This is a genomic window from Streptomyces ochraceiscleroticus (assembly GCF_000720485.1).
Taxonomy (GTDB): Bacteria; Actinomycetota; Actinomycetes; order Streptomycetales; family Streptomycetaceae; genus Streptomyces; species Streptomyces ochraceiscleroticus.
The window spans coordinates 68401-94737 of record NZ_JOAX01000029.1 but is presented as its reverse complement, the minus strand read 5'-3'; the positions used below and the strand labels follow the sequence as shown (position 1 = coordinate 94737).

Genomic DNA, 26337 nt, shown 5'->3' with positions numbered 1-26337 from the left:
AAAAGAGGGGGGGGGGGGGGGGGGGGGGGGGGGGGGGGGGAGGGGAAGCCCCAGGAGAAGCTCGGGTCACGTCGGGCCAGGCCAGGCCAGGCATCGGAGAAGCCCGGGTCACGCGTCCCGGAGGTCGACGATGCGCTTGATCTTGCCGACCGAGCGCTCCAGCGTCTCCGGGGCGACGATCTCGACCGCCACGGTGACCCCGATACCGTCCTTCACGGCGCGGGCGATCCGGTCCACCGCGGCCGTGCGCTGCTCGGCGGTCGCGTCGGGGCGGGCCTCGGCCCGTACGGTCAGCTCGTCCAGCCGGGCCTCACGGGTCAGCCGAAGCTGGAAGTGCGGCGCGATCCCCGGGGTACGCAGCACGATCTCCTCGATCTGCGCGGGGAAGAGGTTCACCCCACGCAGGATGATCATGTCGTCGCAGCGCCCGGTGACCTTGGCCATCCGGCGGAAGGCGGGGCGCGCGGTGCCCGGCAGCAGCCGGGTGAGGTCGCGCGTCCGGTAGCGGACGACCGGCATGGCCTCCTTGGTGAGGGAGGTGAACACCAGCTCGCCCTCCGCACCGTCCGGGAGCACCGCGCCGGTGACCGGGTCGACGACCTCGGGGAAGAAGTGGTCCTCCCAGACGTGCAGCCCGTCCTTGGTCTCCACGCACTCCTGCGCCACGCCCGGCCCCATCACCTCGGACAGGCCGTAGATGTCGACCGCGTGGATGTCCATCCGCTCCTCGATCTCGCGGCGCATCTCCTCGGTCCACGGCTCGGCCCCGAAGACGCCCACTTGGAGGGAGGTCGTCCGTGGATCGATGCCCTGCCGTTCGAACTCGTCCAGGAGGGTGAGCATGTAGGACGGCGTCACCATGATGATCTCGGGCCGGAAGTCATGAATGAGCTGCACCTGGCGGGCCGTCATGCCGCCGGAGGCGGGGATGACCGTGCAGCCCAGCCGCTCGGCACCGTAGTGCGCGCCGAGCCCGCCGGTGAACAGCCCGTATCCGTACGCCACGTGCACCTTGTGGCCGGGACGGGCACCGGCGGCACGCAGCGACCGGGCCACCACATCGGCCCAGACGGACAGATCGTGCTCGGTGTACCCGACGACGGTCGGGCGGCCCGTGGTCCCGCTGGACGCGTGGATGCGCCGTACGGCGGACTCCGGCACCGCGAACATCCCGAAGGGGTAGCCGGCGCGCAGGTCGTCCTTGCAGGTGAAGGGGAAGTGCGCGAGGTCGGCGAGGGTACGGCAGTCCTCGGGACGCACGCCGGCCTTGTCGAAGGACGCGCGGTGGAACGGCACCTGGTCGTACGCGTGCCGCAGCGTGGCGCGCAGCCGCTCGAGCTGGAGCGCCCGCAGCTCCTCACGCGTCAGCCGCTCGGCATCGTCGTACGCCGCCGCGGCACAGGCATTCGTCGCCGTGGCCTCGTAGGTGTACGTCTCCGGAGCCTTCGGCCTGTCCGGTGTTCCTGCCATCCGCATGCACCGCCCGTGTCCGTACCGGTCACCCGGACGCCGACCGATCATTCGGTGGCCGGTGTCGAAATCAAGTAATCAGCGGGCGGCGAACACGTCAAGGGTCTCGAACCGTGCCGCCGCGGGTACCTTCGGCCCATGGCGGACGTACAGAAGGTGCAGGTGGACGGGGTCGAGCTGGCGTACCGGGCGTGGGGCGAGGCGGACGCGCCCCCGGCCGTACTGCTGCACTGCCTCGGCGAGGACGGTGAGGACTGGCGCGGGGTGGTCGGCCAGCTGGCGACCACCCACCGGGTGTACGCGCTGGACCAGCGGGGGCACGGGCAGAGCGACTGGCCCGGCGAGTACGGCTTCGAGCGGTGGCGGGACGATGCGATCGGCTTCCTCCGGGAGCTGCGGCTCGACGAGGTCACGCTGATCGGCCACTCCCTGGGCGCGGTGACGGCGCTGCTGCTGGCCGCCGAGCGGCCCGAACTGGTGGCCCGGCTGGTCCTGGAGGAGGCGGCGCCGCCGCTGCCCGCCGAGCCGCCGCAGGAGGTGCCGGAAGCGCCGCCCGGACCGGCCGCGTTCGACTGGGCGGCGAAGGCGGCGGTGGTGGCGGAGCGGAACGCGCCGGACCCGGGCTGGTGGGACGGCCTCCCGCGGATCACCGCGCCGACGCTGGTGATCGGCGGCGGCGCCGACAGCCACATCCCGCAGGAGCACCTGGCCCGTATGGCGGAGCTGATCCCGCACGCCGAACTGGTCACGATCGACGGCGCCGGCCATCTCGTCCACGAGGAGCGGCCGCGCGAATTCCTCGAAGCGGTACGGGGGTTCCTGGCGCGGGAGGGGTGAGTCGGAGAGCCGGCCCCGGTAGCCCGAACGGTCGTTGATCGAGTAGAACAAGGCGATACGCCCAACCGACCGAGAAGGGCAATCCGTGCCTCTCAGCAGTCCCGCCCGCCGTGGTGCACCGCGGCGCGTCCTCATCCGCCGCGCGCTGGTCACCGCCGCTGCCGCGACCGTCCTGTGCACCGGAGCGCCCGGCGCGGTCGCGGCCCCGGCGGCCCACGCCGCTCCGTCGGCCGCGCAGCCGGGCCAGTACGCCTCGCAGCCGGGTCCGTACGCCTCGCATCCGGGCCAGTACGCTGCGCTGCGTCCGATCGCCGCGCTGTCGGCCGAGCGGCTGGCCACCGCCGACCTCGTCGCGGCGGCGAAGTGGGGCACCGGCAGCCCCATCGACGACCCGGCGCGGGAGCAGCAGGTGCTCGACGCGGTGGCCCAGCGCGCCCGCGAACTGGGTGCCGACCCCGACCGCACGGTGGCCGTCTTCCGCGACCAGATCGAGGCGAACAAGATCGTGCAGCGCGGTCTGCACCGCCGCTGGGCCGCCGATCCCGCCCAGGCCCCCACCACGCGCCCCGACCTCAACGAGGTCCGCAAGGAGATCAACCGCATCAACGAGGGCCTCGTACGCGCCATCGCCGACTCCGCGCCCGCACGCCGTTCCCCGTCCTGCATCCCTGTCCTGACCGTCACCTCGGCACATGTCGTGCGGGACGAACACCTGGATCCGCTGCACACGATCGCCCTGGCACGCGCCGTGCGCTCCGTATGCGACCACGTCTCCGAACCCTGAACCCGACAGGGGCGATCAGCATGGGATCGTTCGTACTTCTCGCGCACTCCGCACCGCGTCTCAACAACGCGACGAGACGCGTGGCACGGATCGACATCGCGGCCGTCACGCTGCTGGCCGCCGCCGCACTCGTCTGGCGACAGCACACCTGAACCCGCACACAGTGGATGGCGTACTGCCTGTGGCCGCCACGGCGTCGCGCCGGAGCCCGTGCGCTTCCGAGGACGTCACGGAATGAGGCCGCTCTCGGGCGTCGGAATGCGCGCTTGGGCGGCCTGGACCGCGGCGGCGTAGCGGGGATCGGGACGCAGGCCGTTCTCGCGCAGACACGCCTCGGTGAACTTGATGACGTGCTCGTCCTTGTGCTCCACGGCGCGCGCGATCAGCTCGCCGAAGGGCGGGACCTCGGTTTCCAGCGCGGCCTCGCGCGCCGTGTCCTCGCCTCGGCGACCGCCGGTGAAGGAGAGGAGCAGCGCCACATGGAGCTGCCAGACGGCGGCAACCGTCGGCAGCCGCATTGCCGGCGGAAGGTGGGGCAGGACGATCCGGACGGCGGCAGGCAGCGTCACGCCGTGCAGCAGCGGAATGGGATAGATCTCGGTGTGGACGAGGTAGAGACCGGCGAACTCGGCCGTCATCTCGCTCAGGAGCAACTGCGGGTCCTTCGGAGCCACGGCGTGCAGCGCTTCGGTGTATCCGGGGATCTCGGAGATCCGGTCGAGTCTGTCCCGTGAGATCACCCTCGCCTTCGGCGGGGCCAGGAACGCCGCCAGTTGCTCGCGAGGAATGTCCGCCACGGCCTGAGCCAAGTCGGCCTTTCCCCGGAAGTCGGCCTCCCCAGGAAGGGTGCGGTAACGGGCCGCCCAATAGGCGAGCCCGCGCGCGAGTTCGGTGAGCTGGGCCCGACTCGGCTGCGGAGTGCCGGACAGGCTGCGCACGGCGTGCGCCGTTCGGATCGCACCGTGCGTAATACCCGCCAGGAGGCCGGAGATGAGGCGCGGCCACCATCGGACGAGCACGTCGCGCCAGGGTGCGTCGGTCAGTTCACGGAAGAACAGTTGCTCCCAGTCGCCCGCCCGGCTGAAATCACCCAGAGCGGAGCGCCAGGAGCCTTCGTCCGACGCGTCGAGGGGAAGGAAAGGCGCGGGTCTGTCGTGATGCGGTTTGGCGCGGTAGACCTCGACCCACGTACCGATCTGATCACCGTGACCGAGGGTGGCCAGCACCTCGGACGCCATCGGGCCGTGATTGACCAGTTCGTTGCGGTCGCCGCGCTCGTATCCCAAATCGTCCAGGCGCTCCAGCGCTTCATTGACGGCATCGAAATAGGTAACCACGGGGAATCTCCTCTTCCGGCTTTCTCGGATATCGGTGGCATCCACGGCATGTCGGTGACGTGGACGGCTTGTCAGGAGAGCAGTGGGGCGAGTTCTTCGATGAGGAGTTCCATGTGGCGGAGCATCAGGTCGTCGGGCATCCCGGCGATGCTCGCCCAGAAGATGAGGTGCTCCACGGGCAGCCCCCGCGTCATCGCCCTGATCCGCTGTGCGGCCTGGTCCGGAGTAAGGACATCGAGCAGCTCGCGCAGCTCGCCGGAGGCGGGGTCCGGCTCCAGCCACGGCAGCTTCGGCCGGCCGCTGCCCTCCGACCAGCCCTGCCGATAGGTATTTTTCTGATGGGCCAGGTGTGGTGCGATCCGCACCCAGGCGGCTTCGGGATCGTCCGCCAGCACCATGGGCACGAGGTCGCCGACCCGCGCTGTGCTCACATCGTGTCCGGCTTCGCCGAGTCCGGTCAGGTAGTGCTCGAACATGGTGCGGGATATATGCAGGTATCCCATGCCGAGCCTGCCTGCCATCCGCGCGCCGCGTGGACCGTAGAACCCGCCCCATATCGGTACGGGATCCTGAAGTGGCAGCGGGGTCACGACTTTCTCGCTCCACAGCCGGCGTACTTCTGCCACGGCTTCCCCGGCGCGCGTGGTCCGGCGCTGGTGCGGGAGATGGAAAAGCTGGAATTCCGGCACTCGGTATCCGGCGCCGATGCCGAGTTCCAGCCGGCCACCGCTGATCAGATCGACCAGTGCTGCTTCCTCGGCCAGATGAGCGGGCGCCCGCAGCGCCGGTACGACCACCGAGGTGCCGATGCGCGCATGCTTCGTGCGCGCCGCGGCGGCCGCCGCGAAGGTGAGTGGCTGCGGCAAATAACCGTCCTCGAAGCGATGGTGCTCGGTGAACCACAGGCCCCCGATGCCGCGTCGATCGGCTTCCTCGCAGAATTCCAGCGTACGCGCATAGTGGTCGGCCCACGGCCGATGCCATTGCGCCGGATTACGCAGATCAAAGAGGAGCCCGATCCTCATTATTGTTGTCACCTTCCGTGGAACACGGCGCGCATGGACAGCACGTGAAATAGCTTCTGCCGGTCACGGCAGGGGGTCAAGGATTCCCATGTCAGGTCTCTGTGAGGGAATGACATATCGATGTCAATCAGAATCTGAACCGAGCGGTGTCGGGCGTCATGCCGCCTTGCTAGTCTCGACTTGCGCGATGTGCGCAACTTTGAGACGGAGTCGAGGTCACCGGGCGGCGGACCGCAAGGTGACGGCTACGGAGGGCAGTTGATGAACGGGGAGCGGGCGGGGACGCGGGAGCGGCGGCGACGGATGGTCGAGCTGCTGGGGGAGGGCGACGTCAGCGTGCACCGGCTGGCGGCCGAGTTCGGCGTCTCGTTGTCGACCGTACGGCGGGATCTGGCCAGCCTCGCGGACCGGGGGCGCATCACGCGTACGTACGGCGGGGCCGTCGACCACCGCCTCCCGGAGCGGTCCTGGCGCGACAAGGAAGGCGTGCAGCGCGCCGAGAAGGCCGCGATCGCGCGGGCGGCGGCGGAGCTGGTGCGGCCGGGCGACGTCGTGCTGCTGGACGCGGGGACGACCGTCGCGGGGGTCGCGCACGAGCTGCGCGACCGCACCGACGTCACGCTGGTCACGAACGGGCTCTCCACGCTGCTCGAACTGGCCGACGCGGACGTGGAGCTGGTCGTCCTCGGCGGGCGGCTGCGCCGGCCCAACGAGGCGCTGCTGGGCGCCCGTACGCTGCGCGAGCTGCGCGGCATCACGCCGGATCTGGTCTTCCTCGGCGTCGACGGGCTGGACGCGCGGCGCGGCATCAACTGCCCCGACCACGAACAGGCCGCGCTGAAGGAGGCGATGGCGGAGTGCGCGCGGGCCTCCTGGGTCCTCGCCGACCACTCCAAGCTCGGCAGCGCGCCTTCGGGGGGCGAGGACGCCGGTCTCCTGGGACCCGCCTTCCCCTACTGGGCGGCGATGCCTCCCGGTACCGGACTGATGACCACGGCCGGCGCCGCGGCGCTCGCGGCATACGAAGAGCAGCGGTGGAACGTCTCGGCGGTGCACACGTATTGACGCGCCCGCGTCCGGTGGCCAAGGCTGAAGTGACGCAAACGCGCATCTTGGGATGCGCGATTCGCTCGTTTCGGGAGGCGCCGTGCCGCAGGTCCTCGTCGTCGGAGACGATCTCACCGGAAGCAATGCCACCGGCGCGCTGTACGCCAGGCTGGGGCTGCGCGCGGTCACCGTCAGCACGCTGGAGCAGGTACGCCGCTTCGCCGGCCGCGCCGACGTCCTGGTCGTCAACACCGGGTCCCGGCACTGGCCGGCGGGGCGCGCGTACGACGCGGTACGGGCGGTCGTCGCGGCCGCCGGGCCGGTCCCGCTCGTCGTCAAGCGGGTGGACACCACACTGCGCGGCAACCCGGGCCGGGAGCTGGACGCGGTACTCGACACCCTGGCCGCGGCAGCCGACGAGCGGCCGGAACCAGCCCCCACCACGGCCCGAACTGCCCCCACCCGCGTCCTCGCCGTCCCCGCCTTCCCCGACGCCGGCCGGACCACCGTCGGCGGGCTGCACCTCGTCGACGGCGTACCGCTCACCCGTACCGCCGTCGCCAGCGACCCCTTCGACCCGGTACGGCACTCCCGCGTGGCCGCGCTGCTCGGCGAGCAGACGAGCCGGACCACGGCCGAACTCCCGCTGGACGTCGTGGAGGCGGGCATCGAGGAGGTCGTCGCGGCGCTGCGCGCGGTCACCGCCGACATCGTGATCGGCGACGCCACGGAGAACGCCCATCTGCACACGATCGCCGCGGCCGCGGCTCGAGTTGCCGCCGAGGACGGGGTGCGGTGGGCCGTACTGGACTCGGGTCCGTTCGGCGCCGCGTACAGTGCCGCGCTCGGCATCCGGCCGCGGGGCGCCGAGCCGCCGCGCGTCCTCGCCGTGGTCGGCAGCATCACCGAGCGCACCGGCGAGCAGCTCGACCGCGCCGCGTCGGAACTGGGCGCCGTCTGGACCGAGCTCGACCCCGAAGATCCCGAACCCGAGGCGGTACTGCGTGCGTTGCGGACCGCGGCCGACGAAGGGGCGACCGTACTCGGGGTACGGGTCGCGACCGGCCCCACGCGCCCCGTACCGAACGCGCGCGCTGCCGAACGCATCCTCCACGCCCTGTCCGAGACCGCCCGGCGCGCGGTCACCGAACTGCGGCCGGGCGGGCTGTACGCGTCGGGCGGCGACGTCGCGGCAGCCGTGACCGCGGCGCTTGGCGCGGAGGGGTTCGCCATCGAGGCCGAGGTGCTGCCGCTCGCCGTGGCCGGGCACCTCGTGGGCGGGCCGCACGACGGCCTGCACTTCGCGACGAAGGGCGGCCTGATCGGCGGCCCGGACGCGGCCCGCGACTGCCTGGACCACCTCCGCGTGGCCTGTATGCGCGACGCGCTGCGGGGGTGGGAGCGGGAACGGGGTGAGGGGGAGGGCGGGGGGAGGGAATCGAACGGAACGCTGCGCCCGATTGCGCACGGCGGTAGATCCCCATCCCGGGCATACCCGGAAGCGGCCGCACCGTAACTCTTCGTGTTCACGCTGTCGTTCGTCAGTACGTCGCCAGTCGCTTGCAGGCACCGTCAGGCATCCGCCAGGCATCCGTCCCTACCTGTGAGGTCACCTTCATGAGCGCATCTGCCAATTCCGCCACCTCCGCCACCTCCCCCTCCCTCCCCGTACTCGCCGTCACCCTCGGCGATCCCGCCGGTATCGGGCCGGAGATCGTTGCCCGTACGCTCGCCGATCCGGAGACCGCGGCCGTGGGGCGCGGGATCGCCGTCGGGGACGCCGCCGTACTGCGGCGTGCCCTCGCCGTCTGCGGGCTGGACGGTGTGCGGGTCAACGCGATCGGCGCGCCCGGTGAGGCCCGCTTCGAGCCGGGGAGCATCGACGTGCTCGACCTCGGGATCGTCACCGGGGACCTGGCGTGGGGCGAGGTCAGCGCCGAGGCCGGGCGGTCGGCCGTCGCGGCGATCGAGACGGCGACCCGTGCGGCGCTGGACGGCGAGGTCGACGGGATCGTCACCGCGCCGATCAACAAGGAGGCCATCTGGGCGGCGGGTTCGCAGCACCTGGGGCATACCGAGATGCTCGGCGAGCTGACCGGAGCCGCCCACTTCGACACCATGTTCGTGGTGCGCGGGCTGAAGATCTTCTTCACCACCCGGCACGTCGCGCTCCGCAAGGCGCTGGACCAGATCACCGAGGAGCGGGTCGCGGACAGCATCCGGCACGCTCTCACCGCGCTGCGCGTCTTCGGGCACGACGAGCCCCGGCTCGCCGTCGCCGCGATCAACCCGCACGGCGGCGAGGGCGGACACTTCGGGGACGAGGAGATCACCGCGCTGCGGCCCGCCGTGGAGAAGGCCGCCGCCGAGGGGCACGGCGTGTACGGGCCGATCCCCGCGGACTCGGTCTTCCACCAGGGGCTGGCAGGGCGGTACGACGGCGTGCTGTCGCACTTTCACGACCAGGGGCACATCCCCGCCAAGACCGTCGACTTCGACGGCACGGTATCCGTGACGGTCGGGCTGCCGATCCTGCGCACCTCCGTCGATCACGGCACCGCCTTTGACATCGCCGGTACCGGCAAGGCATCGCCCGGCACCATGGCCGCCGCCTTCCGCGCCGCCGCGGACTTCAGCCGCTTCACCGACCGGATCCGCGCCGCATACGGGACGGGGGCCCGCCCATGACGGCCCCGGCACCAGCCCCCGGGCCGGCAACGGCCCCGGTGCACGTCCCCGCCAAGCGCTGGGTGTACGTGATCCCCGTCGCCGCGTTCATGTACATGCTGGCCTACCTGGACCGGAACAACGTCTCCGTCGTACTGCCGTACATGCACGGCGACCTCCGGCTCTCCAATGCCGACAAGGGCCTGGTCAGCGGCATCTTCTTCCTCGGGTACGTCTTCCTGCAGATCCCGGCGGCGGTACTGGCGCAGCGCTGGAGCGCACGGAAGACCGTGCTGATCCTGATGGTTGCCTGGGGACTGGCGGCGATGGTCTGCGCCTTCGTGCAGACCAAGGAGCAGTTCTACGCGGCGCGCTTCGCCCTCGGCTTCTTCGAGGGCGGCGTGTGGCCCGCCGTACTGATCCTGCTCGCCTCCTGGTTCCCGCTGCGCGAGCGGGCCCGCGCCAACGCGCTGTGGATGGCCTGTCTGCCGCTGTCGTCGATCATCATGGCTCCGCTGTCCGGTCTGATGCTCGACCACGCGAGCTGGCGGTGGGTGCTCTTCCTCCAGGGCGTGCCGCCGCTGGTGTGGGCCCTGGTGTGGTGGTTCGCCGTCGCCGACCGGCCCGCGCAGGCCCGCTGGATCTCCCGGGCCGAGGCCGCCCATCTGGAGAGCGCGCTGGCCGCCGACGAGGCCGCCAAGCCCGCGCCGGCGGGCGGCGGTTCGTATCTGAAGGCGGTCCGGAAGCCGCAGGTGTTGCTGCTGATCGGGGTGTACTTCTGCTGGATGACCGGCTTCTACGGGTTCAGTCTCTGGCTGCCGTCGGTCGTCAAGGAGCTGACGCACGGGGGCTCGTCGACGGAGGTCGGGCTGCTCACGGCGATTCCGTTCGCCCTCGCGCTCGCCGCGATGATCGGCAACGCCGCCTGGTCGGACCGTACGGGGCGGCGGCGTGCCGCGGTCGCCGGGCCCCTCGTGGCCGGCATCGCCGCGCTGCTGCTCGGCCAGGTGGTGGACGGCGGGTTCCCGCAGATGGTGCTGCTGTGCGTCACGGCCGTGGCGGTGTACGCGCCGTACGGGCCGTTCTGGGCCATCCCCGGCGAGCTGCTGCGGTTCGAGGTGGTCGCGGTGGCCATGGGGCTGGTCAACGCCCTCGGCAACCTGGGCGGCTTCGCCGGGCCGTACCTGGTCGGCTGGCTGACCGATGTGACGGGCACGCAGCTCACCGGATTCGCGGTGCTCGCGGGTTTCCTGGCGGTGGCCGCCGGGCTGGTGACCTTCGGGCTGCGCCCGGTGGCCACCGCGCCCCTCGAGAGTCAGCCCCCCGCCGCCACCCGCTTCGCCCAGCGGTAGTCCGCCTTGCCGCCGGGGGAGCGCTGGATGCGGTCGGTGACCACAACCGTGCGGGGGATCTTGTAGCTGGCCAGCCGGGTGCGGCAGTGGGCCTGGACGGCGGCCAGGTCCACCGGGCCCGCGCCCGGCCGCAGCTCCACCACGGCCGCCACCCGGCTGCCCCAGCGGTCGTCCGGCACGCCCGCGACCAGCGCGTCGTACACGTCCGGGTGGGCCTTGAGCGCCTGCTCGACCTCCTCCGGGTACACCTTCTCGCCACCGGAGTTGATGCACTGCGAGCCGCGCCCCAGGACCGTGACGACACCCTTCTCGTCGACCGTCGCCATGTCGCCCAGCAGCACCCACCGTTCGCCGTCCGCCTCGAAGAACGTCTCGGCGGTCTTCGCCGGGTCGTTGTAGTAGCCCAGCGGTACGTGGCCGCGCTGCGCCAGGCGGCCGGGCTCGCCGTGCGGCACCGGGGCGTGCGTCACCGGGTCGACCACCGCTGTACGGCCGTTCACGTGCAGCCGGAAGCCGGTGTCCGGGCCCGCGTCGTCGGTCGCGGTGCCGTTGAAGCCGGACTCCGAGGAGCCGAAGTTGTTCAGCAGCATCGCGTGCGGGACCAGGGCGGTGAACTGCGCGCGTACGGTGTCGGAGAGGATCGCGCCGGAGCTGGAGACGGCGAACAACGAAGAGCAGTCGGTGCCCTTGAGGGGGCCCGCGAGGGCGTCCGTCAGGGGGCGCAGCATCGCGTCGCCTACGAGGGAGACGCTGGTGACCCGTTCGCGTTCGATCGTCCGGAGTACTTCTTCGGGCACGTACTTTCGGTGCAGGACCACTTTCTGACCGAAGTGGAAGCCGATGAGCGCGGTGAGCGTCGATGTGCCGTGCATGAGCGGGGGAGTGGGGAAGAAGACCAGGCCCTCGCCGCTCGCGGCGGCCCGTTCGGCCAGCTCTTCGGGGCGGGAGACCGGCTCGCCGGTGGGGGCGCCGCCGCCGGTCCCGGAGAAGAACAGGTCTTCATGGCGCCAGACCACGCCCTTGGGCATGCCGGTGGTGCCGCCGGTGTAGATGATGACGCGGTCGTCGGCGCTGCGCGGGCCGAATCCGCGGCCGGGTGAGCCGGCGGCCTCCGCGTCCGTGAACGGCACCACGGAGAGGGCCGGCTCGCGGGCCCCCGGGGGCGGCGTGCCGGCCCGTACGAGGTGCCGCAGACGCGGCGCTTCGGGTGCGGCCGCGGCCACCCGCCCGGTGAACTCCGCATCGAAGACCAGCGCCACCAGGTCCGCGTCCCGGTAGAGGTAGACCAGCTCCTCCTCCACGTAGCGGTAGTTGACGTTGACGGGGACGGCGCGGATCTTCAGGCAGGCGTACAGGGTCTGGAGGTACTCGACGCCGTTGTAGAGGTGCAGGCCGACGTGGTCGCCGGGGCGTACGCCGGAGTCCGCGAGGTGGTGGGCGAGGCGGTTGGCCACCCGGTCGAACTGCGCGTAGGTGAGGCGGCGTTCGGCACCGGTGCCCGGGTGATCGGCGTACACCAGCGCCTCGCGGTCCGGCACCGCGTCGACGATCGACTCGAAGAGGTCGGCAAGGTTGTACTCCACGTCTCCTCCTGATCGCGCGGCCGCTGGTCCGGCGCTCATTAGAGCGTCCGGGGGAGGAAGGGGGAAGAGCCGCGGCCAAGAAAACTGACTGAGTGTCAGAAAACCCTTGAAGTCGCGATGGCGCTCCTGCAACCTGTTCTCGTTCCGGAGACGGGAGGACGCCCATGGGCGGCACCGAACACGTGCTCACCGAGCGCGTAGGGGCAACGCTGATACTCACGCTCAACCGGCCCGAGGCGAAGAACGCGTTCTCGCCCGCCATGCTCGTGGGCCTCTACGACGGCTGGCTGGCCGCCGATGACGACGACGGCATCCGGTCCGTCGTCCTCACCGGCGCGGGCGGCGTCTTCTGCGCCGGCATGGACCTCAAAGCGCTGGCCGGCGACGGCATGGCCGACGACACGCACCGCGATCGGATGAAGGCCGATCCCGACCTGCACTGGAAGGCGCTGCTGCGGCACCACCGGCCGCGCAAGCCCGTCATCGCCGCCGTCGAGGGCCCCTGCGTCGCGGGCGGCACCGAGATCCTGCAGGGCACCGACATCCGGGTCGCGGGCGAGAGCGCCACCTTCGGCCTCTTCGAAGTGCGGCGCGGACTCTTCCCCCTGGGCGGTTCGACCGTCCGGCTGCAGCGCCAGATCCCGCGCACCCACGCCCTGGAGATGCTGCTCACCGGGCGCCCGTACAGCGCGCACGAAGCCGAGCGCATCGGGCTGATCGGCCACGTCGTGCCCGACGGCGGCGCCCGCGCCAGGGCCCTGGAGATCGCCGAGCAGATCAACGCCTGCGGGCCGCTCGCCATAGAGGCGGTCAAGGCATCGGTGTACGAGAGCGCGGAGCTGACCGAGACCGACGGGCTCGCCCACGAACTCGCCCACGGCTGGCCCGTATTCGGCACCGACGACGCCAAGGAAGGCGCGAAAGCCTTCGCCGAGAAGCGCCCGCCCGTCTACCGGCGCGCCTGATCGCCCACCGGCGCACCTGATGAGGAGCAGCCCGTGACCACCGGAACCCTCTCCGCCCCGCTCGTCGTCGAATTCCCCTTCACCCGCTCCCTCGGCCCCGTACAGAGCGCCTTCCTCACCGGGCTCCGCGAACGCACCGTCCTCGGAGTGCGCACCACCGACGGCACGGTGTTGGTGCCGCCCGTCGAGTACGACCCGGCCACCGCTGAGGAGCTGCGCGAGCTGGTCCAGGTGGCGGAGACCGGCACGGTCACCACCTGGGCCTGGAACCCGCGCCCCACCGGCAAGCACCCTCTCGGCCGGCCCTTCGCCTGGGTGCTCGTCCGGCTGGACGGCGCCGGCAGCTCCCTGCTGCACGTACTGGACGCGCCCTCGGCGGCGGCCGTCAGCACCGGAATGCGGGTCCGCGTCCGGTGGGCGGCGGAACGTACCGGGGCCATCACCGACATCGCCTGCTTCGAGCCGTACGACGGCGCCCCCGGGGACGCGCCGGAAGAGCACAGCGGCGACTTCGCCGACGCCGTCTCCCTCGTCACCCTCCCCGCCCGCCTCGACTACACGTACAGTCCCGGCCGCGCGCAGACCGCGCACCTACGGGCGCTCGCCGAGCGGCGCATCGTGGGCGAGCGCTGCCCCGAGTGCCGCAAGGTGTATGTGCCACCGCGCGGCGCCTGCCCCACGTGCGGTGTGCCCACCGGGGAGCGCGTCGAGGTGGGCCCGAAGGGCACGGTCACCACCTACTGCGTCGTCAACATCAAGGCCAAGGGGCTGGACATCGAAGTGCCCTACGTCTACGCCCACATCGCCCTCGACGGCGCAGGGCTCGCCCTCCACGGCCGCCTCGCCGGCATCCCGTACGACCAGGTCCGGATGGGGATGCGGGTCGAGCCCGTGTGGAAGGAAGGGCAGCGCTGGCCCGACCACTACCGCCCCGCCGGAGAGCCGGACGCCGACTACGACACGTACAAGGAGCTGGTCTGATGCGAGAGGTGGCGATCGTCGCCTTCGGACAGTCCGACCACGTGCCCGACAGCGCCGCCGTCTCCGAGGTGGAGATGCTGATGCCGGTGCTGAACGACGTGCTCGGCCGAGCCGCCCTGAAGGCCGGCGAGATCGACTTCGTCTGCTCCGGCTCCAGCGACTACCTCGCCGGGCGCGCCTTCTCCTTCACGATGGCGCTGGACGGCGTGGGAGCCTGGCCGCCGGTCGCCGAGTCGCACGTGGAGATGGACGGCGCCTGGGCGCTGTACGAGGCGTGGGTGAAGCTCCTGACCGGCGAGGCCGACACCGCGCTCGTGTACTCCTACGGCAAGTCCTCGCCCGGCGACCTCCGTGAGGTCCTCACCCGCCAGCTCGACCCGTACTACATGGCGCCGCTCTGGCCCGACTCCGTGGCGCTCGCCGCCCTCCAGGCGCAGGCCCTGCTCGACGCGGGCGTCACCGATGAGCGCGCGCTGGCGGGGGTCGCCGCCCGCAGCCGTACCGACGCCGCCGCCAACCCCCACGCCCAGTTGCGCGGCGAGCACCCCATGGGCGAGCACGTCGTGGCGCCCCTGAGGCGCGGCGACTGCCCGCCCATCGGGGACGGCGCCGCCGCCGTACTCCTCGCCGCCGGGGACTCCGCCCGAAGGCTGTGCGACCGCCCCGCCTGGATACGCGGCATCGACCACCGCATCGAAGCGCACGCCCTCGGCGTCCGCGACCTCACCGACTCCCCCTCCACCCGGCTCGCCGCCGAACGCGCCGGGGCGTTCGAACGCCCCGTGGACACCGCCGAACTGCACGCGCCCTTCACCTCCCAGGAGATCGTGCTCCGCCGCGCCCTGCGGCTCGGCGACGAGGTGACGATCAACCCCTCGGGCGGCGCGCTCGCCGCCAACCCGATGATGGCCGCCGGCCTCATCCGGCTCGGCGAAGCGGCCGCCCGTATCCAGCGCGGCGCGTCCCGGCGCGCCCTCGCGCACGCCACCTCCGGCCCGTGCCTGCAGCAGAACCTGGTAGCCGTCCTGGAAGGGGAGTGAGGCCGTCATGAGCAAGGAGCCCGTGGCCGTCGTCGGCATCGGCCAGACCCGGCACGTCGCAGCGCGCAAGGACGTCTCGATCGCCGGGCTCGTCCGCGAGGCCGCCCTGCGCGCCCTGGCGGACGCCGAGCTGACCTGGGCCGACATCGACGCCGTCGTCATCGGCAAGGCCCCGGACTTCTTCGAGGGCGTGATGATGCCGGAGCTGTACCTCGCCGACGCGCTCGGCGCCGTCGGCAAACCCATGCTCCGGGTGCACACCGCCGGCTCCGTAGGCGGGTCCACCGCCCTTGTAGCAGCCAACCTCGTCGCCGCACGAGTACACGGCACCGTCCTCACCCTCGCCTTCGAGAAGCAGTCCGAGTCGAACGCGATGTGGGGTCTGTCCCTGCCCGTCCCCTTCCAGCAGCCGCTGCTCGCAGGCGCCGGCGGCTTCTTCGCCCCGCACGTCCGCGCGTACATCCGGCGCACCGGCGCGCCCGACACGGTCGGCTCCCTCGTCGCCTACAAGGACCGCCGCAACGCGCTCAAGAACCCGTACGCGCATCTCCACGAGCACGACCTCACCCTGGAGAAGGTGCAGGCGTCCCCGATGCTGTGGGACCCCGTCCGGTACTCCGAGACCTGCCCCTCTTCGGACGGCGCGTGCGCGATGGTCCTCACCGGGCGCGCCGGTGCCGAGCGCGCGCCGCATCCGCCGGCCTGGGTGCACGGCGGCGCGATGCGCAGCGAACCGACGCTCTTCGCGGGCAAGGACGCCGTCTCGCCGCGCGCGGGCCGCGACTGCGCCGCCGACGTCTACCGGCAGGCCGGCGTCACCGACCCGCGCCGGGAGATCGACGTGGTCGAGATGTATGTGCCGTTCAGCTGGTACGAGCCGATGTGGCTGGAGAACCTGGGCTTCGCGGAGGAGGGCGGGGGCTGGAAGCTCACCGAGTCCGGCGTGACGGAACTGGACGGTGACCTCCCGGTGAATCCTTCGGGCGGCGTGCTCTCCACCAACCCGATCGGCGCCTCGGGGATGCTCCGCTTCGCGGAGGCGGCACTCCAGGTGCGTGGACAGGCGGGCGAACATCAAGTGACGGGAGCGCGCCGGGCGTTGGGGCACGCCTACGGCGGTGGCTCGCAGTTCTTCTCGATGTGGCTGGTCGGCGCCGAGCCGCCCGCGAGCTGACCGGTCCCGCCCGGGCCGCGGTACGGGGCGCCGTTGCGGCCTGTCGGTCGCCCGGTGCGGTGGCTAGGCTGGCACGGACCGACGGAGCCGACCGGGTGAGGAGCGGGAAACGTGGCCGAAAGCACCACCGCCGAGCAGCGGATCACCGGCGAGAAGCAGCCCGAACTGGATCTCACGCACGCCCAGTGGCAGCCCAGCGGACAGGGCATGGGCGACGTCCAGATCGCCTTCGTCGACGGCTTCATCGCCATGCGGGACCGGCGCAGCCCCAACGGCCCGGCCGTTGTTTTCGGCCCCGGCGAGTGGCGCGGCTTTGTACGCCGCGCCCGCGACGGCGAGTTCGATCTGACCTGAGGGCGTCGGCCCGGCGGCGGGGCACGCCTCGATGCGGTGCCCGGCCGGCGGTCAGGTGAGGACCACGCACCCGCGTGCCCGCAGCGCGCGCAGCGGTGGCGCGTCGTCCTCGACGGCGTTCCAGCGCAGGTCCAGCTTCTCCAGTGCCGGCCATTCCGACAGCCAGTGGGGGAGCGTGCGTAGCCGGTTGCCGCGCAGGTCCAGCCGGCGCAGCAGCGGCAGCCCGCGCAGCGCCGCAGGGACGTCGCACAGCGCGTTCTCGCGCAGTTCCAGTTCGCGCAGCTCCCGGAGGCCGGCGAAGGTGCCGGGCAGTGCGGTGAGCTTGTTGCCGCGCAGCCACAGCTCCCGCAGCCGGGCGAGCCGGCCGAGCGCGGGCGGCAGGGCGGTCAGCGCGCAGCGCTGGGCCCGCAGCTCGTGCAGGCCCGCCAGCCCGCCCAGCGCGTCCGGGAGGCGGCGCAGCGGGTTGTCGCCGACGTTGAGGTAGCCGAGACGGGCGAGCCCGCCGAGCGCGTCGGGCAGTTCAGTGAGCCGGTTGTCGTGGAGGTACAGGCAGCGGGACAGGCCGGTCAGCCGCCCGAGCGAGGCGGGCAGCCGGGTGAGCGCGTTGTGCCCGAGGTCGAGGGTGTGCAGCGTGGTGAGCTCGCCGATGCGGTCGGGGAGCTCGGTGAGGGCGTTGTCGGCGAGAATCAGCACCCGCGGCCCCGGCGACGCCTCCCACACCTCACCCGGCACCGAACCCAGCCCCGCCTTCCAGTAGTTGTACTCGTCGGACACAGGGGGTGGCCCAATCGTTTATGCGCGCCGGCAGTGGCGCGCGGTCAGGACTCGACGGGCGGCCGGGGCACCGGTACTCCTCGGCCTGCGGCCTGCGCTCTTTGGCCTGCGGCCGGTACTCCCGGGTCCGCCGCCGCGAAGAGATCGGCCCACGGGCGGCTGCGGACCGCGGCGGTGCCGCTGTCGTCGTAGCGCGGGGTCTCCCGCGACCACACGAGATTGCCGCTGATCAGATGCCGCATGCTCGCGACGTAGTGCGCCACGTGGTCGTGCACGTCGGCGGGCATGCCCAACTCCCTGAGCGTCGCGGGGAGGACTCCGGTGAGCTCCTGGAACTGCTCCACGCGCGCGTTCGCCGTACGGGCGATCCGGCGCACCGCCTGGTCCAGCGTGCAGCCGGTCGAACGGTGCAGGATGATCACGCTGTTGTTGACGTCGCCGGCCGCCAGCTCCTTGTCCACGGACACGATGTCGTTGACGAAGATGACCGCTTCGGCGGCGAGCCGGCGCAGCTCGGCCAGGGGTGGTCGGCCGTGCAGCTCACGTGGCAGGACATAACCGCCGCAGCGCTCCGCGAAGTCCAGGCAGGGCTGCACCCCGATGGAGTCGCGCCGCCCCTTGAGGTACTGCTCCAGCGGCAGTACCCCCTTTCGGGTACGGTTCTGGGCTTCCCAGTGGTACGCGGAGAGGTACCGCTCCCAGTGCCCCTTGAAGCGAAGCTGCCAGACGCGCGGCGTGCCCTCGGTGATCCGCTGCCAGATGTCGCGGTAACCGGCCACCAGGGGGCTGTCGGGCTCTTCGGGCAGCAGCAGGTCCGGTGCGTCGTCCATCGTGCGCACCACCCGGTCCACGAAGTGCGCCACCGCCTCCGGGCACTGGCCCAGCGGGCCGTCGAACTGGTCGTCGAAGAGGAAGAACCAGGCGTTGAAATCCGTGGCCAGGGCCAACTCGTCGGCGTCGGCGTCGGGGTAGAAGTACGCCATGAGCCGGTCCAGCCGCAGCGCGTCGTACTCGGCGGTCGCCGCCTCCCCGCTGAGTATGCCGTACCCGTGCAGCCAGCCGAGCGTGTGCCTGCGGGCCGTCTCCACCCCGGGGTTGAGCCGGGCCGGGAAAGGGACGCTCAGGGGCGCGGCGCGCCGGGGGACGGGCAGCAGCGGGGCCGCCTCCGCGATGATCGGGTCGTTCATGGTCCGCCTCCTTCGCGCTGCGCCCCGTGGCGCAGCCAGGGGAGCCTGGGGCTCCTGCAATAACGAGTCAAGAAGGGAGCAGGTTTATCGGTCAATGAATTCGTGCACGACGCCCGCTCGCGCCACCCGCGCAAGCAGGGGGCCGCGCGCCGTGTGCCGCCGCGGACGGCGCGGAGCCGTGCGGTGCGCTCCAGGGGTCCATGGTCAAAAGTTGCTGAGGACGGCTCCGGGAGCTCCCGTCAGCGCTAGGCTCATCGCTGTATGCAGGAGGGGAAGGTCATGGCGGAGATGATCGGGCGGTCGGGCCGGGTGCGCAGGCCGATGCTCGAGCGCGAAACGGAACTGAGCGCGCTGGACGGCATGTTGACCGACCTGTGCGGCTCCGGGGACGGCGCCGAGGGCGTGCGTACGGGCGGCCTGATCGCCTTTGCCGGGCCTCCGGGCATGGGCAAGACCGCGCTGATCACGGAGACTCGCCGGCGCGCCATCGCGCGCGGCTGCACGGTGCTGCTCGCCCGCGGCGGTGAGCAGGAGCAGGAGGTGGCCTTCCACGTCGTACGCCAGCTCGTGCAGCCGGTGTTCGCCGCCGAGTCCCCCGAGGAGCACCGCCGCATCCTCGGCTCCTGGTACGACATCGTTGCGCCCGCCGTCGGGCTGGTCGCCGCCGACGGCGACGCCTCGCCCGACCCGCAGGGCGTCCGGGACGGCCTGGACTGGGTCGTCACCCGCTTCGCCGTGCACTTCTCGCCCGTCGTCCTCATCCTCGACGACGCGCACTGGGCCGACCCCGAATCCCTCGCCTGGCTCACCGCGTTCGCCGCCCGCGCCGAAGAGCTCCCCATACTGATCGTCGTCGGGTACCGCCCCGATGAGCTGCCGGCCGGCGCCGGTCCGTTGCGCCGGATCGCCGAGCGCAGCGGCTCCCGCCCCTTCGAGCTGACCCCGCTCACCCCCACCGCCGTCCAGCGCGTGGTGAACCACATGGTGGGAGAGGGCGCCGACGAGGCGTTCTGCCGCGAGTGCTGGGCCGTCACGGGCGGCAATCCCTACGAGGTCGTCGAGCTGAGCGCCAAGATCCGCGAGCGCGGCATCAAGCCCCAGCAGGCCAACGTCTCCCAGCTCCGCGACCTGATCACCGCCATCAAGGACAGCGGCCTCGTCGAGCGTCTGGAGCGGCTCGGGACCGCCGCCGTCCGCTTCGCCTGGGCCGCCGCCGTGCTCGGTACGGAGGTCTCGCCGACGCTCGCCGCCAACGTCGCGGGCCTCGGCGCCGTCCAGGCCGCCGACGTCCTCGAGCAACTGCGCACCGCGCGCATCCTCGCCCCGGCCCGCAAGTCCGACAACGGCAACCTCCGCTTCTTCCACCCCCTCGTCGCCAGCGCCGTCTACCAGGCCATTCCCGGCGCGCTGCGGGTCGCCCTGCACGGCCAGGCGGCCGCCGCGGTCGTCGACGCGGGCCAGGGCGCCACGGCAGCGGCGCGCCACCTGCTGGAGATGCACCCCGAGCACGACGACTGGGTCGTGCAGCGGCTGCGGGAGGCCGCGGCCGAGTACTTCCGGGCCGGGGCGCCGGACGCCGCCCGCCGCTGCCTGGCCCGCGCGCTGCGCGAACCGCCCTCGCTCCAGGACCGCGCCCGGGTCCTGTTCGAGCTGGGCTGCTCCTCCCTGCTCAGCGAGCCCGCGACCACCGTGAACCACCTCCGCGCGGCCTTGGAGGAGCACGAGCTGGAGCCCACCCTGCGGGAGACGATCACGTACAAGCTGGCGCAGGCGCTCGCCCACAGCGACCGCCTGGGGGAGGCCGCCCAGGTCGTCGCCGCCGAGGTCCAGCGCGCCACGAACGCGCGCACGCGGCTGCGCATGCAGGCCGAGCAGTTCATGTACAACGCGTTCCGCGCCGACGAGCAGGACTCGCCCGCCCGCTCCCGGCTGCTCGCCAAGCTCGCCGACCACGTCACGGGGCGCGACATGGCCGAGCGGTACATCCTCGGGCTGCGCGCCTGGGACGCCATGGTGCGCGGCGAGAGCGCGCAGACGGCGCTGTACTACGCCGAGCAGGCGCTGGGCGACGGGCTGCCGTGGACCGACGAGGAGTGGGGCTTCGAGGTCCCCGTGATCGTCGCGCTCACCTTCATGTACTGCGACCAGCCCGGCCGCGCCGAGGAGCTGTTCCACCAGGGCATCGCCGAGTGCGAGCGCAAGGGCTGGCGCGGCGCCCACCTCTCCTTCGGGTACACCCTCCTCGGCTACATCCGTTACCGTCGCGGCCGGCTCGCCGAAGCGGAGGACCTGGTCCACGGCGGCCTGCGGATCGCGCACCGGGTGGGCCAGCGGGTGCCCGCCCAGTGGTTCGCCATCGGCATCCTCATCGAGATCCTGCTCGCGCGCGGCCGCGTGGACGAGGCCCAGGAGCTGGCCGACACGTACAGCTACGGCGAGGTCGTCCCGAACGCCGTCGTCTACCCCGACTCGCAGACCGTCCACAGCGAGCTGCTGCTCGCCCGCGGCCTGCATCGCGACGCGGAGCAGCAGCTCACGGCCGTCGGCAGGCGCCTGGAGCCGCGCGCCATGCGCAACCCCGCCTGGTGCCCCTGGCAGCTCCACCTCGCCCGCGCCATCGCCCTCACCGACCGGCCCAGGGCGATCGCGCTCGCCGACGAAGCGCTGCAGCGCGCCCGGGACTTCGGTACCGAGTCCGCCATCGGGCAGGCGCTGTTCTGCAAGGCCGAGGTGACCGGCGGCGCGGAGGGCATGAAGCTGTTCGCCGAGGCGGTCCGCCACTTCGAGCGCTCCCCGTCCGCCTATGAGCTGGCCCTGGCGCTCGTCGAGCACGGCGCCGCGCCGGCCTGCCGCAGGACGCCGCCGACCGGCTGTACCGCGGCCTGGACAGCGCCCTGCACTGCGGCGCCGAGTCGCTGGTGGCGCGCGCTCGCGACGAGCTGTCCGCCGCCGGGCTGCGCCCCCTCCAGCTGCGCAGCGCAGGCACGGACACGCTCACCACTCAGGAGCGGGCGGTGGCCGAGTGGGTCGTGCAGGGCTGGACCAAGGACCGCATCGCCGTGGAGCTGGGCACGCAGCCTCCGGACGTCAGCCGGCTGCTGTCCGGCGTCTACCGCAAGATGGGCACGGACCGTAACGGCCTGGCGCGGCTCCTGGGGAGCGAGGGCGCGACCGCCGTCCTGCGGCCGCCCGCGGCGCCGGAGGGGTAAGAGCCTGTGCCTGCCCCGGCCCCACGGCGGTGGGCCGGGGATTGCGGTCCGGCGGCGGCGCGGTACCGCAGGAAGGTGACCGGGCGGGCCACGTACGATGGCTGTATGTCGTTCCTCCGCCGCCGTAGCGCCGCGCCCGCAGGGCCCGATTTCGATGTGCTCGCCATGGATCCCGGTGACTGGCCGGGCAATCTCGGCGCCGGTCTGCTGCCCGCCCCCGACGGCAGCTGCCAGGGCGTCTTCCTGCGCTACGACCTCTTCGGCGGCCGCGGCCCCGCGATGATCATCGGTAACCTCCCGGAGGGCTCCCCGGCGCGCGAGCTCGGCGAGGGCGAGGTGCCCTTCGAGGTGGCGCAGCTCCTGGACGCGCTGGAGCACGACGAGGAGGTCACGGTCGTGGAGACCGAGGACCTCCCGGTCATGCACGACGACAACCTGCTGATCGTCAAGCGCATCAAGTGCTCCGAGGGCCGCGTCTCCTGTGTGCAGTTCGACCGCAGCGACGGCGTGCTGGTCACGATCGCGAGCTGGGACCGCCCGATCACCGACGACCTGTACGCGCTCCTGAAGCCCCTGCCGGCGGAGATGTTCCAGCAGGGCTGAGCCACGCGGGTGTCTGCCGGGACCGCTAGCGGAGTTTCTCCTCTGTCCGGGCGGGGTCCGGCGCGGCCGCCGGCGGCGGTGCCGTAGTCGCACGCGGGATCAGCCGGGTCGGCAGGACGATGTGCCGAGCCCGGTCCGCTTCCGGGTCGTTGATCAGGGCGCGGGCCAGCTCGCCCGCCGCGCGTCCGAGCTCATCCGGTGACTGGGCGATCGTGGTCAGGTCCGACCACTCGGCCATCTGATGGTCGTCGAAGCCCAGTACGGAGATCCGCTCGGGCACGTCGATACGGGCCCTGCGCAGTGTCCAGAGCACCGAGACGGCGACCTCGTCCTGTTCGGCGAAGATGGCGGTGGGCGGTTCGCGCAGGCTGAGCAGCCGGCCGATCGCCTCCGCGGTGCGGTGCTTGTGGCCGACCGGCGTGGCGACCACCAGGTCGTCGTCCAGGGGGATGCCCGCCTCGGTGAGCGCCTGCTGGTAACCGAGCAGCCGTTCGTGGGAGCTGAAGGTGAACCCGCTGGCGCCGATCGTCTGGACGAAGCCGATACGGCGGTGGCCCAGGTTGAGCAGATGGCGGGTGCCGCTGAGCGCGCCGGCCACGTCGTCGACGTACACGCTCGGCCGGCACTCGGCGCGCTGGCTGACGTAGATGACCGGCATCTGGAGGTCGTCCAGGCGGGCGGTCTCCTCGTCGGTGAGGTTGAAGGAGAAGACCATCAGCGCGTCGGCGTTCCGCCGGGCGGGCAGCCGCTCGAAGAAGGCGGCGCGCTCGGTCATGTCGGGCGTGACGTAGACGAGCAACTCCATGCCCGCGGCGCGCAGTACGGGCCCCAGGCTGGACAGCGCCGAGCCGATGAACCACGAGTTGAGCGTGGGCGCGAGCACCGCCACGACCCCGGTCTTGCCGGTCACGAGGCTGGACGCCTGCCGGGAGATCGCGAAGTTCAGTTCGCGGGCGGCTTGTTCGACCCGGACGCGGACTTCCGGCGAGACGGTCGACATACCGCGCAGGGTGCGCGAGACGGTGGATGCGGAGACCCCGGCCCGTTCGGCGACGTCGGCCATCGTGGGGTGCCGTTGAGCTGGTGGCATGAGCGGACGCTAGCACAGCGTGCACGGTCTCGTGGAGGATCGTGACAGCGCTGTCACGGCTGCCGTGACAGCGTCTGCTACTGGGTCGTGCGCGGTCCTCCTGATGGACCGGCCTCCGCATTCCTGCTGTAAAAGCTGCACGCTGCAGCTTTGCTGGCCGGTGGATTACTGGGACGTAACGCATTGACTTCCGCTGGGTGAGCTCCTAGCTTGCTTGAAAGCGTTGTCTCGGCGAGGTTGAAGCAAGCCGCTCGGAGTGAACCTCCGGAGCTTTGACCTGCGGATTCGTTAAGTGCGATGGCAGAGACAGCGCAATCACGGCTCGATTTTTCGAGATCGCCGCCATCTCCCCGCCCGTGCTCCCGGCCGTCCCCGCCGGTGAAGGGATGAGATCCCGCATGACTACTGTAAGTTTTGAGAAGGTCACTCGGCGCTACCCGGGCAACGACCGCCCGGCGGTCGACGCACTCCACCTGGACATCGCCGACGGCGAGTTCCTGGTCCTGGTCGGCCCGTCCGGCTGCGGCAAGTCCACGTCCCTGCGGATGCTCGCCGGCCTGGAGGACGTCGACGACGGCGTCATCCGCATCGGCGACCGCGACGTGACGCATCTGCCGCCCAAGGATCGGGATATCGCCATGGTGTTCCAGAACTACGCGCTCTACCCGCACATGAGCGTCGGCGACAACATGGGCTTCGCCCTCAAGGTCGCAGGCGCCCCGAAGGACGAGATCCGCCGCCGCGTACAGGAGGCGGCGAAGATCCTCGATCTGGAGCCGTACCTGGAGCGCAAGCCCAAGGCGCTCTCCGGCGGCCAGCGCCAGCGTGTCGCCATGGGCCGCGCCATCGTCCGCGAGCCGCAGGTCTTCCTGATGGACGAACCGCTGTCCAACCTCGACGCCAAGCTGCGCACCCAGACACGTACGCAGATCGCGGCCCTGCAGCGCCGCCTCGGCACGACGACCGTGTACGTCACCCACGACCAGGTCGAGGCCATGACCATGGGCGACCGGGTCGCCGTGCTCAAGGACGGACTCCTCCAGCAGTGCGCGGCCCCGCGCGCCCTCTACGACGAGCCCGCCAACGTCTTCGTCGCGGGTTTCATCGGCTCGCCCACCATGAATCTCACCGAAGCCCGCATCGAGGGCGACGGCGTCCGGCTCGGCGGGACGCATCTGCCGCTGCCCCGCAGCGTCATCGCCGCGGTGGCCGACGAGGCGAGCGGCACCGTCACGGTCGGCTTCCGCCCCGAGGCGCTGGAGCGTGTCGCGCCCGGCGAGCCGGGTCTGGGGATGTCCGTGACCATGGTGGAAGAGCTCGGCTCCGAGGCGTACGCGTACGGGACCCTCCAGGGCGAGAACGCCACCGCGACCGGCGCCGATGTCGTCGCCCGCGTCAACCCGCGCACGCCGCCCGCCAAGGGGCAGCAGATCACCCTGCGCATCCGGCCGGGTGGTGCGTACTTCTTCTCGGCCAGGACCGGAGAGCGTTTGTCCGTCGGGTGAGCGGCAGTCGCATCGGTTCCGTACGACCAGGAGAGACAGTGAAGACCAGAACCACCAGGGCGCTGCAGAGCTCGGGCGCTGCTGCCGTGGCGCTCGCGGCGCTCGCCGCCTGCGGCGCGGGCGGCGGCACGGAGGCCCCCGCCGGGCAGTCCGCCTCGTTCGAAGGCCGAGGCCCCATCACGTATGCCGCGGGCAAGGATCCCAGCGGCGTGGTCCAGCCGACGATCGACCGCTGGAACAAGCTCCACCCGAAGGAGAAGGTCACCTTCATCCAGTTGCCCACGGACCCCGACGCGCAGCGCCAGCAGATGATCCAGAATGCGCAGACGAAGTCCGATGCCTATACGGTGCTGTCCCTCGACGCCGTGTGGACCTCGGAGTTCGCGGCTCATCGGTGGATCGACCGGCTGCCTGCTGACGGGTTTCCGTTGCAGAAGATGCTGAAGCCGATCGTGGAGACGGGGAAGTACCGCGGCGGTCTGTACGCGCTCCCGTGGACCTCGGACGGCGGCATGCTCTACTACCGCACCGATCTGCTCAAGAAGGCCGGCATCGACAAGCCGCCGGCCACCTGGGTTCAGATGAAGAGTGACTGCGCCAAGGTGAAGAAGCTGCCCGAGGCCAAGGGCATGTCCTGTTACGCCGGGCAGTTCCAGAAGTACGAGGGGCTGACGGTGAACTTCGCCGAGGCCGTGAACTCCGCGGGCGGTGTCGTCACCGACGCGAAGGGCAAGCCGCATGTGGACAGCCCGCAGGCGAAGAAGGGCCTGGACTTCCTGGTCGGCTCCCTCAAGGACGGCACGATCCCGAAGGACGCCGTCACCTACCAGGAGGAGGACGGCCGCCGGGCCTTCCAGGCCGGGAAGCTGATCTTCGAACGGAACTGGCCGTACATGTATCCGCTCGCGAGCAAGAAGGACGGCTCCAGCAAGATCGTGGGCAAGTTCTCCGCCGCGCCGCTGCCGGGACTGAGCGGCCCCGGAGCCTCCAGCCTCGGCGGCCACAACGTGGCCCTGTCGGCCTCGGCGAAGAACAAGGCCACTGCGATCGACTTCATGAAGTTCTTCACCAGTGCGGAGAACCAGCGGTTGACGCTGGCCTCCGCGCCGGCCGCGCCGACCTACGAGGCGCTCTACAAGGACCCGAAACTGGTCGAGCAGTATCCGTACCTCCCCATCCTCAAGCAGTCGATCCTGCACGCCGTACCGCGACCCCGCGTCTTCGAGTACGGCGATGTCACCGCGGCGATCCAGCGGGAGACCTATGCCGCCATGACCGGCAGCAAGAGCACCGACCAGGCACTGAAGGACCTCCAGAAGGACCTTCAGCGGCAGCCGGCGGCGGATTAAGGAG

At 71.6% G+C, this 26337-nt stretch carries 22 protein-coding genes and 1 pseudogene; 16 read left to right on the top strand and 7 right to left on the bottom strand.

Translation table 11 applies throughout. The features are described 5' to 3' along the window. Nucleotides 1–108 precede the first annotated feature (108 nt). Nucleotides 109–1470, bottom strand: a complete 1362-nt coding sequence (gene paaK, locus IG84_RS0130630; protein WP_078649585.1) for a phenylacetate--CoA ligase PaaK — start codon at nt 1468–1470, stop codon at nt 109–111. A gap of 138 nt (nt 1471–1608) precedes the next feature. Here paaK and IG84_RS0130625 point away from each other — a divergent pair, with 138 nt between their 5' ends. The 3 genes from IG84_RS0130625 (at nt 1609) to IG84_RS42695 (ending at nt 3243) form a co-directional block, all read left to right on the top strand. Further along, complete coding sequence (locus IG84_RS0130625; protein WP_031064190.1) at nt 1609–2307, top strand: alpha/beta fold hydrolase; 699 nt, start codon at nt 1609–1611, stop codon at nt 2305–2307. Between the two features lie 85 nt (nt 2308–2392). Next, a complete protein-coding gene (locus IG84_RS0130620; protein ID WP_245659661.1) occupies nt 2393–3091 on the top strand; it encodes a chorismate mutase in 699 nt (232 codons plus the stop codon). A 20-nt stretch (nt 3092–3111) separates the two neighbouring features. After that, complete coding sequence (locus tag IG84_RS42695) at nt 3112–3243, top strand: hypothetical protein (protein ID WP_281179391.1); 132 nt, start codon at nt 3112–3114, stop codon at nt 3241–3243. A 75-nt stretch (nt 3244–3318) separates the two neighbouring features. Here IG84_RS42695 and IG84_RS0130610 read toward each other — a convergent pair whose 3' ends face one another. Together IG84_RS0130610 and IG84_RS0130605 are read right to left on the bottom strand one after the other, a co-directional pair. Beyond that, nucleotides 3319–4473, bottom strand: a complete 1155-nt coding sequence (locus IG84_RS0130610) for a questin oxidase family protein (protein WP_245659660.1) — start codon at nt 4471–4473, stop codon at nt 3319–3321. 26 nt (nt 4474–4499) lie between these two features. After that, the gene (locus IG84_RS0130605) at nt 4500–5453 is read right to left on the bottom strand and encodes an LLM class flavin-dependent oxidoreductase (protein ID WP_031064183.1); all 954 of its coding nucleotides are present in this window, start codon (nt 5451–5453) and stop codon (nt 4500–4502) included. Nucleotides 5454–5714: 261 nt separating this feature from the next. Between IG84_RS0130605 and IG84_RS0130600 the strand changes: the two genes are divergently transcribed. From IG84_RS0130600 to IG84_RS0130585, 4 genes are all read left to right on the top strand, one after another. Further along, nucleotides 5715–6518, top strand: coding sequence for a DeoR/GlpR family DNA-binding transcription regulator (locus tag IG84_RS0130600; RefSeq protein WP_245659659.1), 804 nt, complete (start codon nt 5715–5717; stop codon nt 6516–6518). A gap of 82 nt (nt 6519–6600) precedes the next feature. Next, the gene (locus IG84_RS0130595; protein ID WP_107054000.1) at nt 6601–8016 is read left to right on the top strand and encodes a four-carbon acid sugar kinase family protein; all 1416 of its coding nucleotides are present in this window, start codon (nt 6601–6603) and stop codon (nt 8014–8016) included. 101 nt (nt 8017–8117) lie between these two features. Beyond that, nucleotides 8118–9188 (top strand): 4-hydroxythreonine-4-phosphate dehydrogenase PdxA, encoded by a 1071-nt coding sequence (pdxA, locus tag IG84_RS0130590; RefSeq protein ID WP_031064177.1) that lies wholly within the window; start codon nt 8118–8120, stop codon nt 9186–9188. Beyond that, the gene (locus tag IG84_RS0130585) at nt 9185–10519 is read left to right on the top strand and encodes an MFS transporter (RefSeq protein WP_051862651.1); all 1335 of its coding nucleotides are present in this window, start codon (nt 9185–9187) and stop codon (nt 10517–10519) included. The genes pdxA and IG84_RS0130585 overlap by 4 nt, the downstream gene beginning before the upstream one ends. Here the strand turns inward: IG84_RS0130585 and IG84_RS0130580 are convergent. Then, nucleotides 10483–12102 (bottom strand): acyl-CoA synthetase, encoded by a 1620-nt coding sequence (locus IG84_RS0130580; protein WP_031064172.1) that lies wholly within the window; start codon nt 12100–12102, stop codon nt 10483–10485. The genes IG84_RS0130585 and IG84_RS0130580 overlap by 37 nt on opposite strands. Before the next feature lie 164 nt (nt 12103–12266). Here IG84_RS0130580 and IG84_RS0130575 point away from each other — a divergent pair, with 164 nt between their 5' ends. The 5 genes from IG84_RS0130575 (at nt 12267) to IG84_RS0130555 (ending at nt 16616) form a co-directional block, all read left to right on the top strand. Continuing rightward, the gene (locus tag IG84_RS0130575; protein ID WP_031064170.1) at nt 12267–13067 is read left to right on the top strand and encodes a crotonase/enoyl-CoA hydratase family protein; all 801 of its coding nucleotides are present in this window, start codon (nt 12267–12269) and stop codon (nt 13065–13067) included. Between the two features lie 33 nt (nt 13068–13100). Further along, a complete protein-coding gene (locus IG84_RS0130570; RefSeq protein ID WP_031064169.1) occupies nt 13101–14048 on the top strand; it encodes a Zn-ribbon domain-containing OB-fold protein in 948 nt (315 codons plus the stop codon). After that, the gene (locus IG84_RS0130565; RefSeq protein ID WP_031064168.1) at nt 14048–15088 is read left to right on the top strand and encodes a thiolase domain-containing protein; all 1041 of its coding nucleotides are present in this window, start codon (nt 14048–14050) and stop codon (nt 15086–15088) included. The genes IG84_RS0130570 and IG84_RS0130565 overlap by 1 nt, the downstream gene beginning before the upstream one ends. A gap of 7 nt (nt 15089–15095) precedes the next feature. Further along, on the top strand, nt 15096–16262 hold the full coding sequence (locus IG84_RS0130560) for a thiolase domain-containing protein (protein ID WP_031064167.1): 1167 nt from the start codon (nt 15096–15098) through the stop codon (nt 16260–16262). 111 nt (nt 16263–16373) lie between these two features. Continuing rightward, nucleotides 16374–16616 carry a DUF397 domain-containing protein gene (locus tag IG84_RS0130555; protein WP_031064166.1) on the top strand — a complete coding sequence of 81 codons (243 nt, stop codon included), beginning with the start codon at nt 16374–16376 and terminating at the stop codon, nt 16614–16616. 51 nt (nt 16617–16667) lie between these two features. On the opposite strand, the gene IG84_RS0130550 is transcribed toward IG84_RS0130555, so the two are convergent. Both IG84_RS0130550 and IG84_RS0130545 read right to left on the bottom strand, forming a co-directional pair. Then, nucleotides 16668–17390 (bottom strand): leucine-rich repeat domain-containing protein, encoded by a 723-nt coding sequence (locus tag IG84_RS0130550; protein ID WP_031064165.1) that lies wholly within the window; start codon nt 17388–17390, stop codon nt 16668–16670. A gap of 44 nt (nt 17391–17434) precedes the next feature. Continuing rightward, nucleotides 17435–18577: an isoafricanol synthase gene (locus IG84_RS0130545; protein ID WP_063761876.1), complete on the bottom strand. Its 1143-nt coding sequence runs from the start codon at nt 18575–18577 to the stop codon at nt 17435–17437. 279 nt (nt 18578–18856) lie between these two features. Here IG84_RS0130545 and IG84_RS38360 point away from each other — a divergent pair. Both IG84_RS38360 and IG84_RS0130535 read left to right on the top strand, forming a co-directional pair. Then, nucleotides 18857–21786: pseudogene (locus IG84_RS38360) on the top strand (helix-turn-helix transcriptional regulator). 105 nt (nt 21787–21891) lie between these two features. Beyond that, complete coding sequence (locus IG84_RS0130535; protein ID WP_030250687.1) at nt 21892–22389, top strand: glycosyltransferase family protein; 498 nt, start codon at nt 21892–21894, stop codon at nt 22387–22389. Between the two features lie 25 nt (nt 22390–22414). On the opposite strand, the gene IG84_RS0130530 is transcribed toward IG84_RS0130535, so the two are convergent. Beyond that, nucleotides 22415–23479 (bottom strand): LacI family DNA-binding transcriptional regulator, encoded by a 1065-nt coding sequence (locus IG84_RS0130530; protein WP_342668476.1) that lies wholly within the window; start codon nt 23477–23479, stop codon nt 22415–22417. A gap of 398 nt (nt 23480–23877) precedes the next feature. On the opposite strand from IG84_RS0130530, the gene IG84_RS0130525 reads away from it, so the two are divergent. Then, nucleotides 23878–24984 carry an ABC transporter ATP-binding protein gene (locus tag IG84_RS0130525; RefSeq protein WP_031064155.1) on the top strand — a complete coding sequence of 369 codons (1107 nt, stop codon included), beginning with the start codon at nt 23878–23880 and terminating at the stop codon, nt 24982–24984. Between the two features lie 38 nt (nt 24985–25022). Beyond that, nucleotides 25023–26333, top strand: a complete 1311-nt coding sequence (locus IG84_RS0130520; protein ID WP_031064152.1) for an ABC transporter substrate-binding protein — start codon at nt 25023–25025, stop codon at nt 26331–26333. Nucleotides 26334–26337 lie beyond the last annotated feature (4 nt).

Bases quoted from the DNA above. Each gene is read 5' to 3' on its own strand.
- paaK (WP_078649585.1), bottom strand. From the start codon at position 1,470: ATGGCAGGAACACCGGACAGGCCGAAGGCTCCGGAGACGTACACCTAC.
- IG84_RS0130625 (WP_031064190.1), top strand. From the start codon at position 1,609: ATGGCGGACGTACAGAAGGTGCAGGTGGACGGGGTCGAGCTGGCGTAC.
- IG84_RS42695 (WP_281179391.1), top strand. From the start codon at position 3,112: ATGGGATCGTTCGTACTTCTCGCGCACTCCGCACCGCGTCTCAACAAC.
- IG84_RS0130605 (WP_031064183.1), bottom strand. From the start codon at position 5,453: ATGAGGATCGGGCTCCTCTTTGATCTGCGTAATCCGGCGCAATGGCAT.
- IG84_RS0130600 (WP_245659659.1), top strand. From the start codon at position 5,715: ATGAACGGGGAGCGGGCGGGGACGCGGGAGCGGCGGCGACGGATGGTC.
- pdxA (WP_031064177.1), top strand. From the start codon at position 8,118: ATGAGCGCATCTGCCAATTCCGCCACCTCCGCCACCTCCCCCTCCCTC.
- IG84_RS0130585 (WP_051862651.1), top strand. From the start codon at position 9,185: ATGACGGCCCCGGCACCAGCCCCCGGGCCGGCAACGGCCCCGGTGCAC.
- IG84_RS0130575 (WP_031064170.1), top strand. From the start codon at position 12,267: ATGGGCGGCACCGAACACGTGCTCACCGAGCGCGTAGGGGCAACGCTG.
- IG84_RS0130565 (WP_031064168.1), top strand. From the start codon at position 14,048: ATGCGAGAGGTGGCGATCGTCGCCTTCGGACAGTCCGACCACGTGCCC.
- IG84_RS0130560 (WP_031064167.1), top strand. From the start codon at position 15,096: ATGAGCAAGGAGCCCGTGGCCGTCGTCGGCATCGGCCAGACCCGGCAC.
- IG84_RS0130545 (WP_063761876.1), bottom strand. From the start codon at position 18,577: ATGAACGACCCGATCATCGCGGAGGCGGCCCCGCTGCTGCCCGTCCCC.
- IG84_RS0130535 (WP_030250687.1), top strand. From the start codon at position 21,892: ATGTCGTTCCTCCGCCGCCGTAGCGCCGCGCCCGCAGGGCCCGATTTC.
- IG84_RS0130530 (WP_342668476.1), bottom strand. From the start codon at position 23,479: ATGCCACCAGCTCAACGGCACCCCACGATGGCCGACGTCGCCGAACGG.
- IG84_RS0130525 (WP_031064155.1), top strand. From the start codon at position 23,878: ATGACTACTGTAAGTTTTGAGAAGGTCACTCGGCGCTACCCGGGCAAC.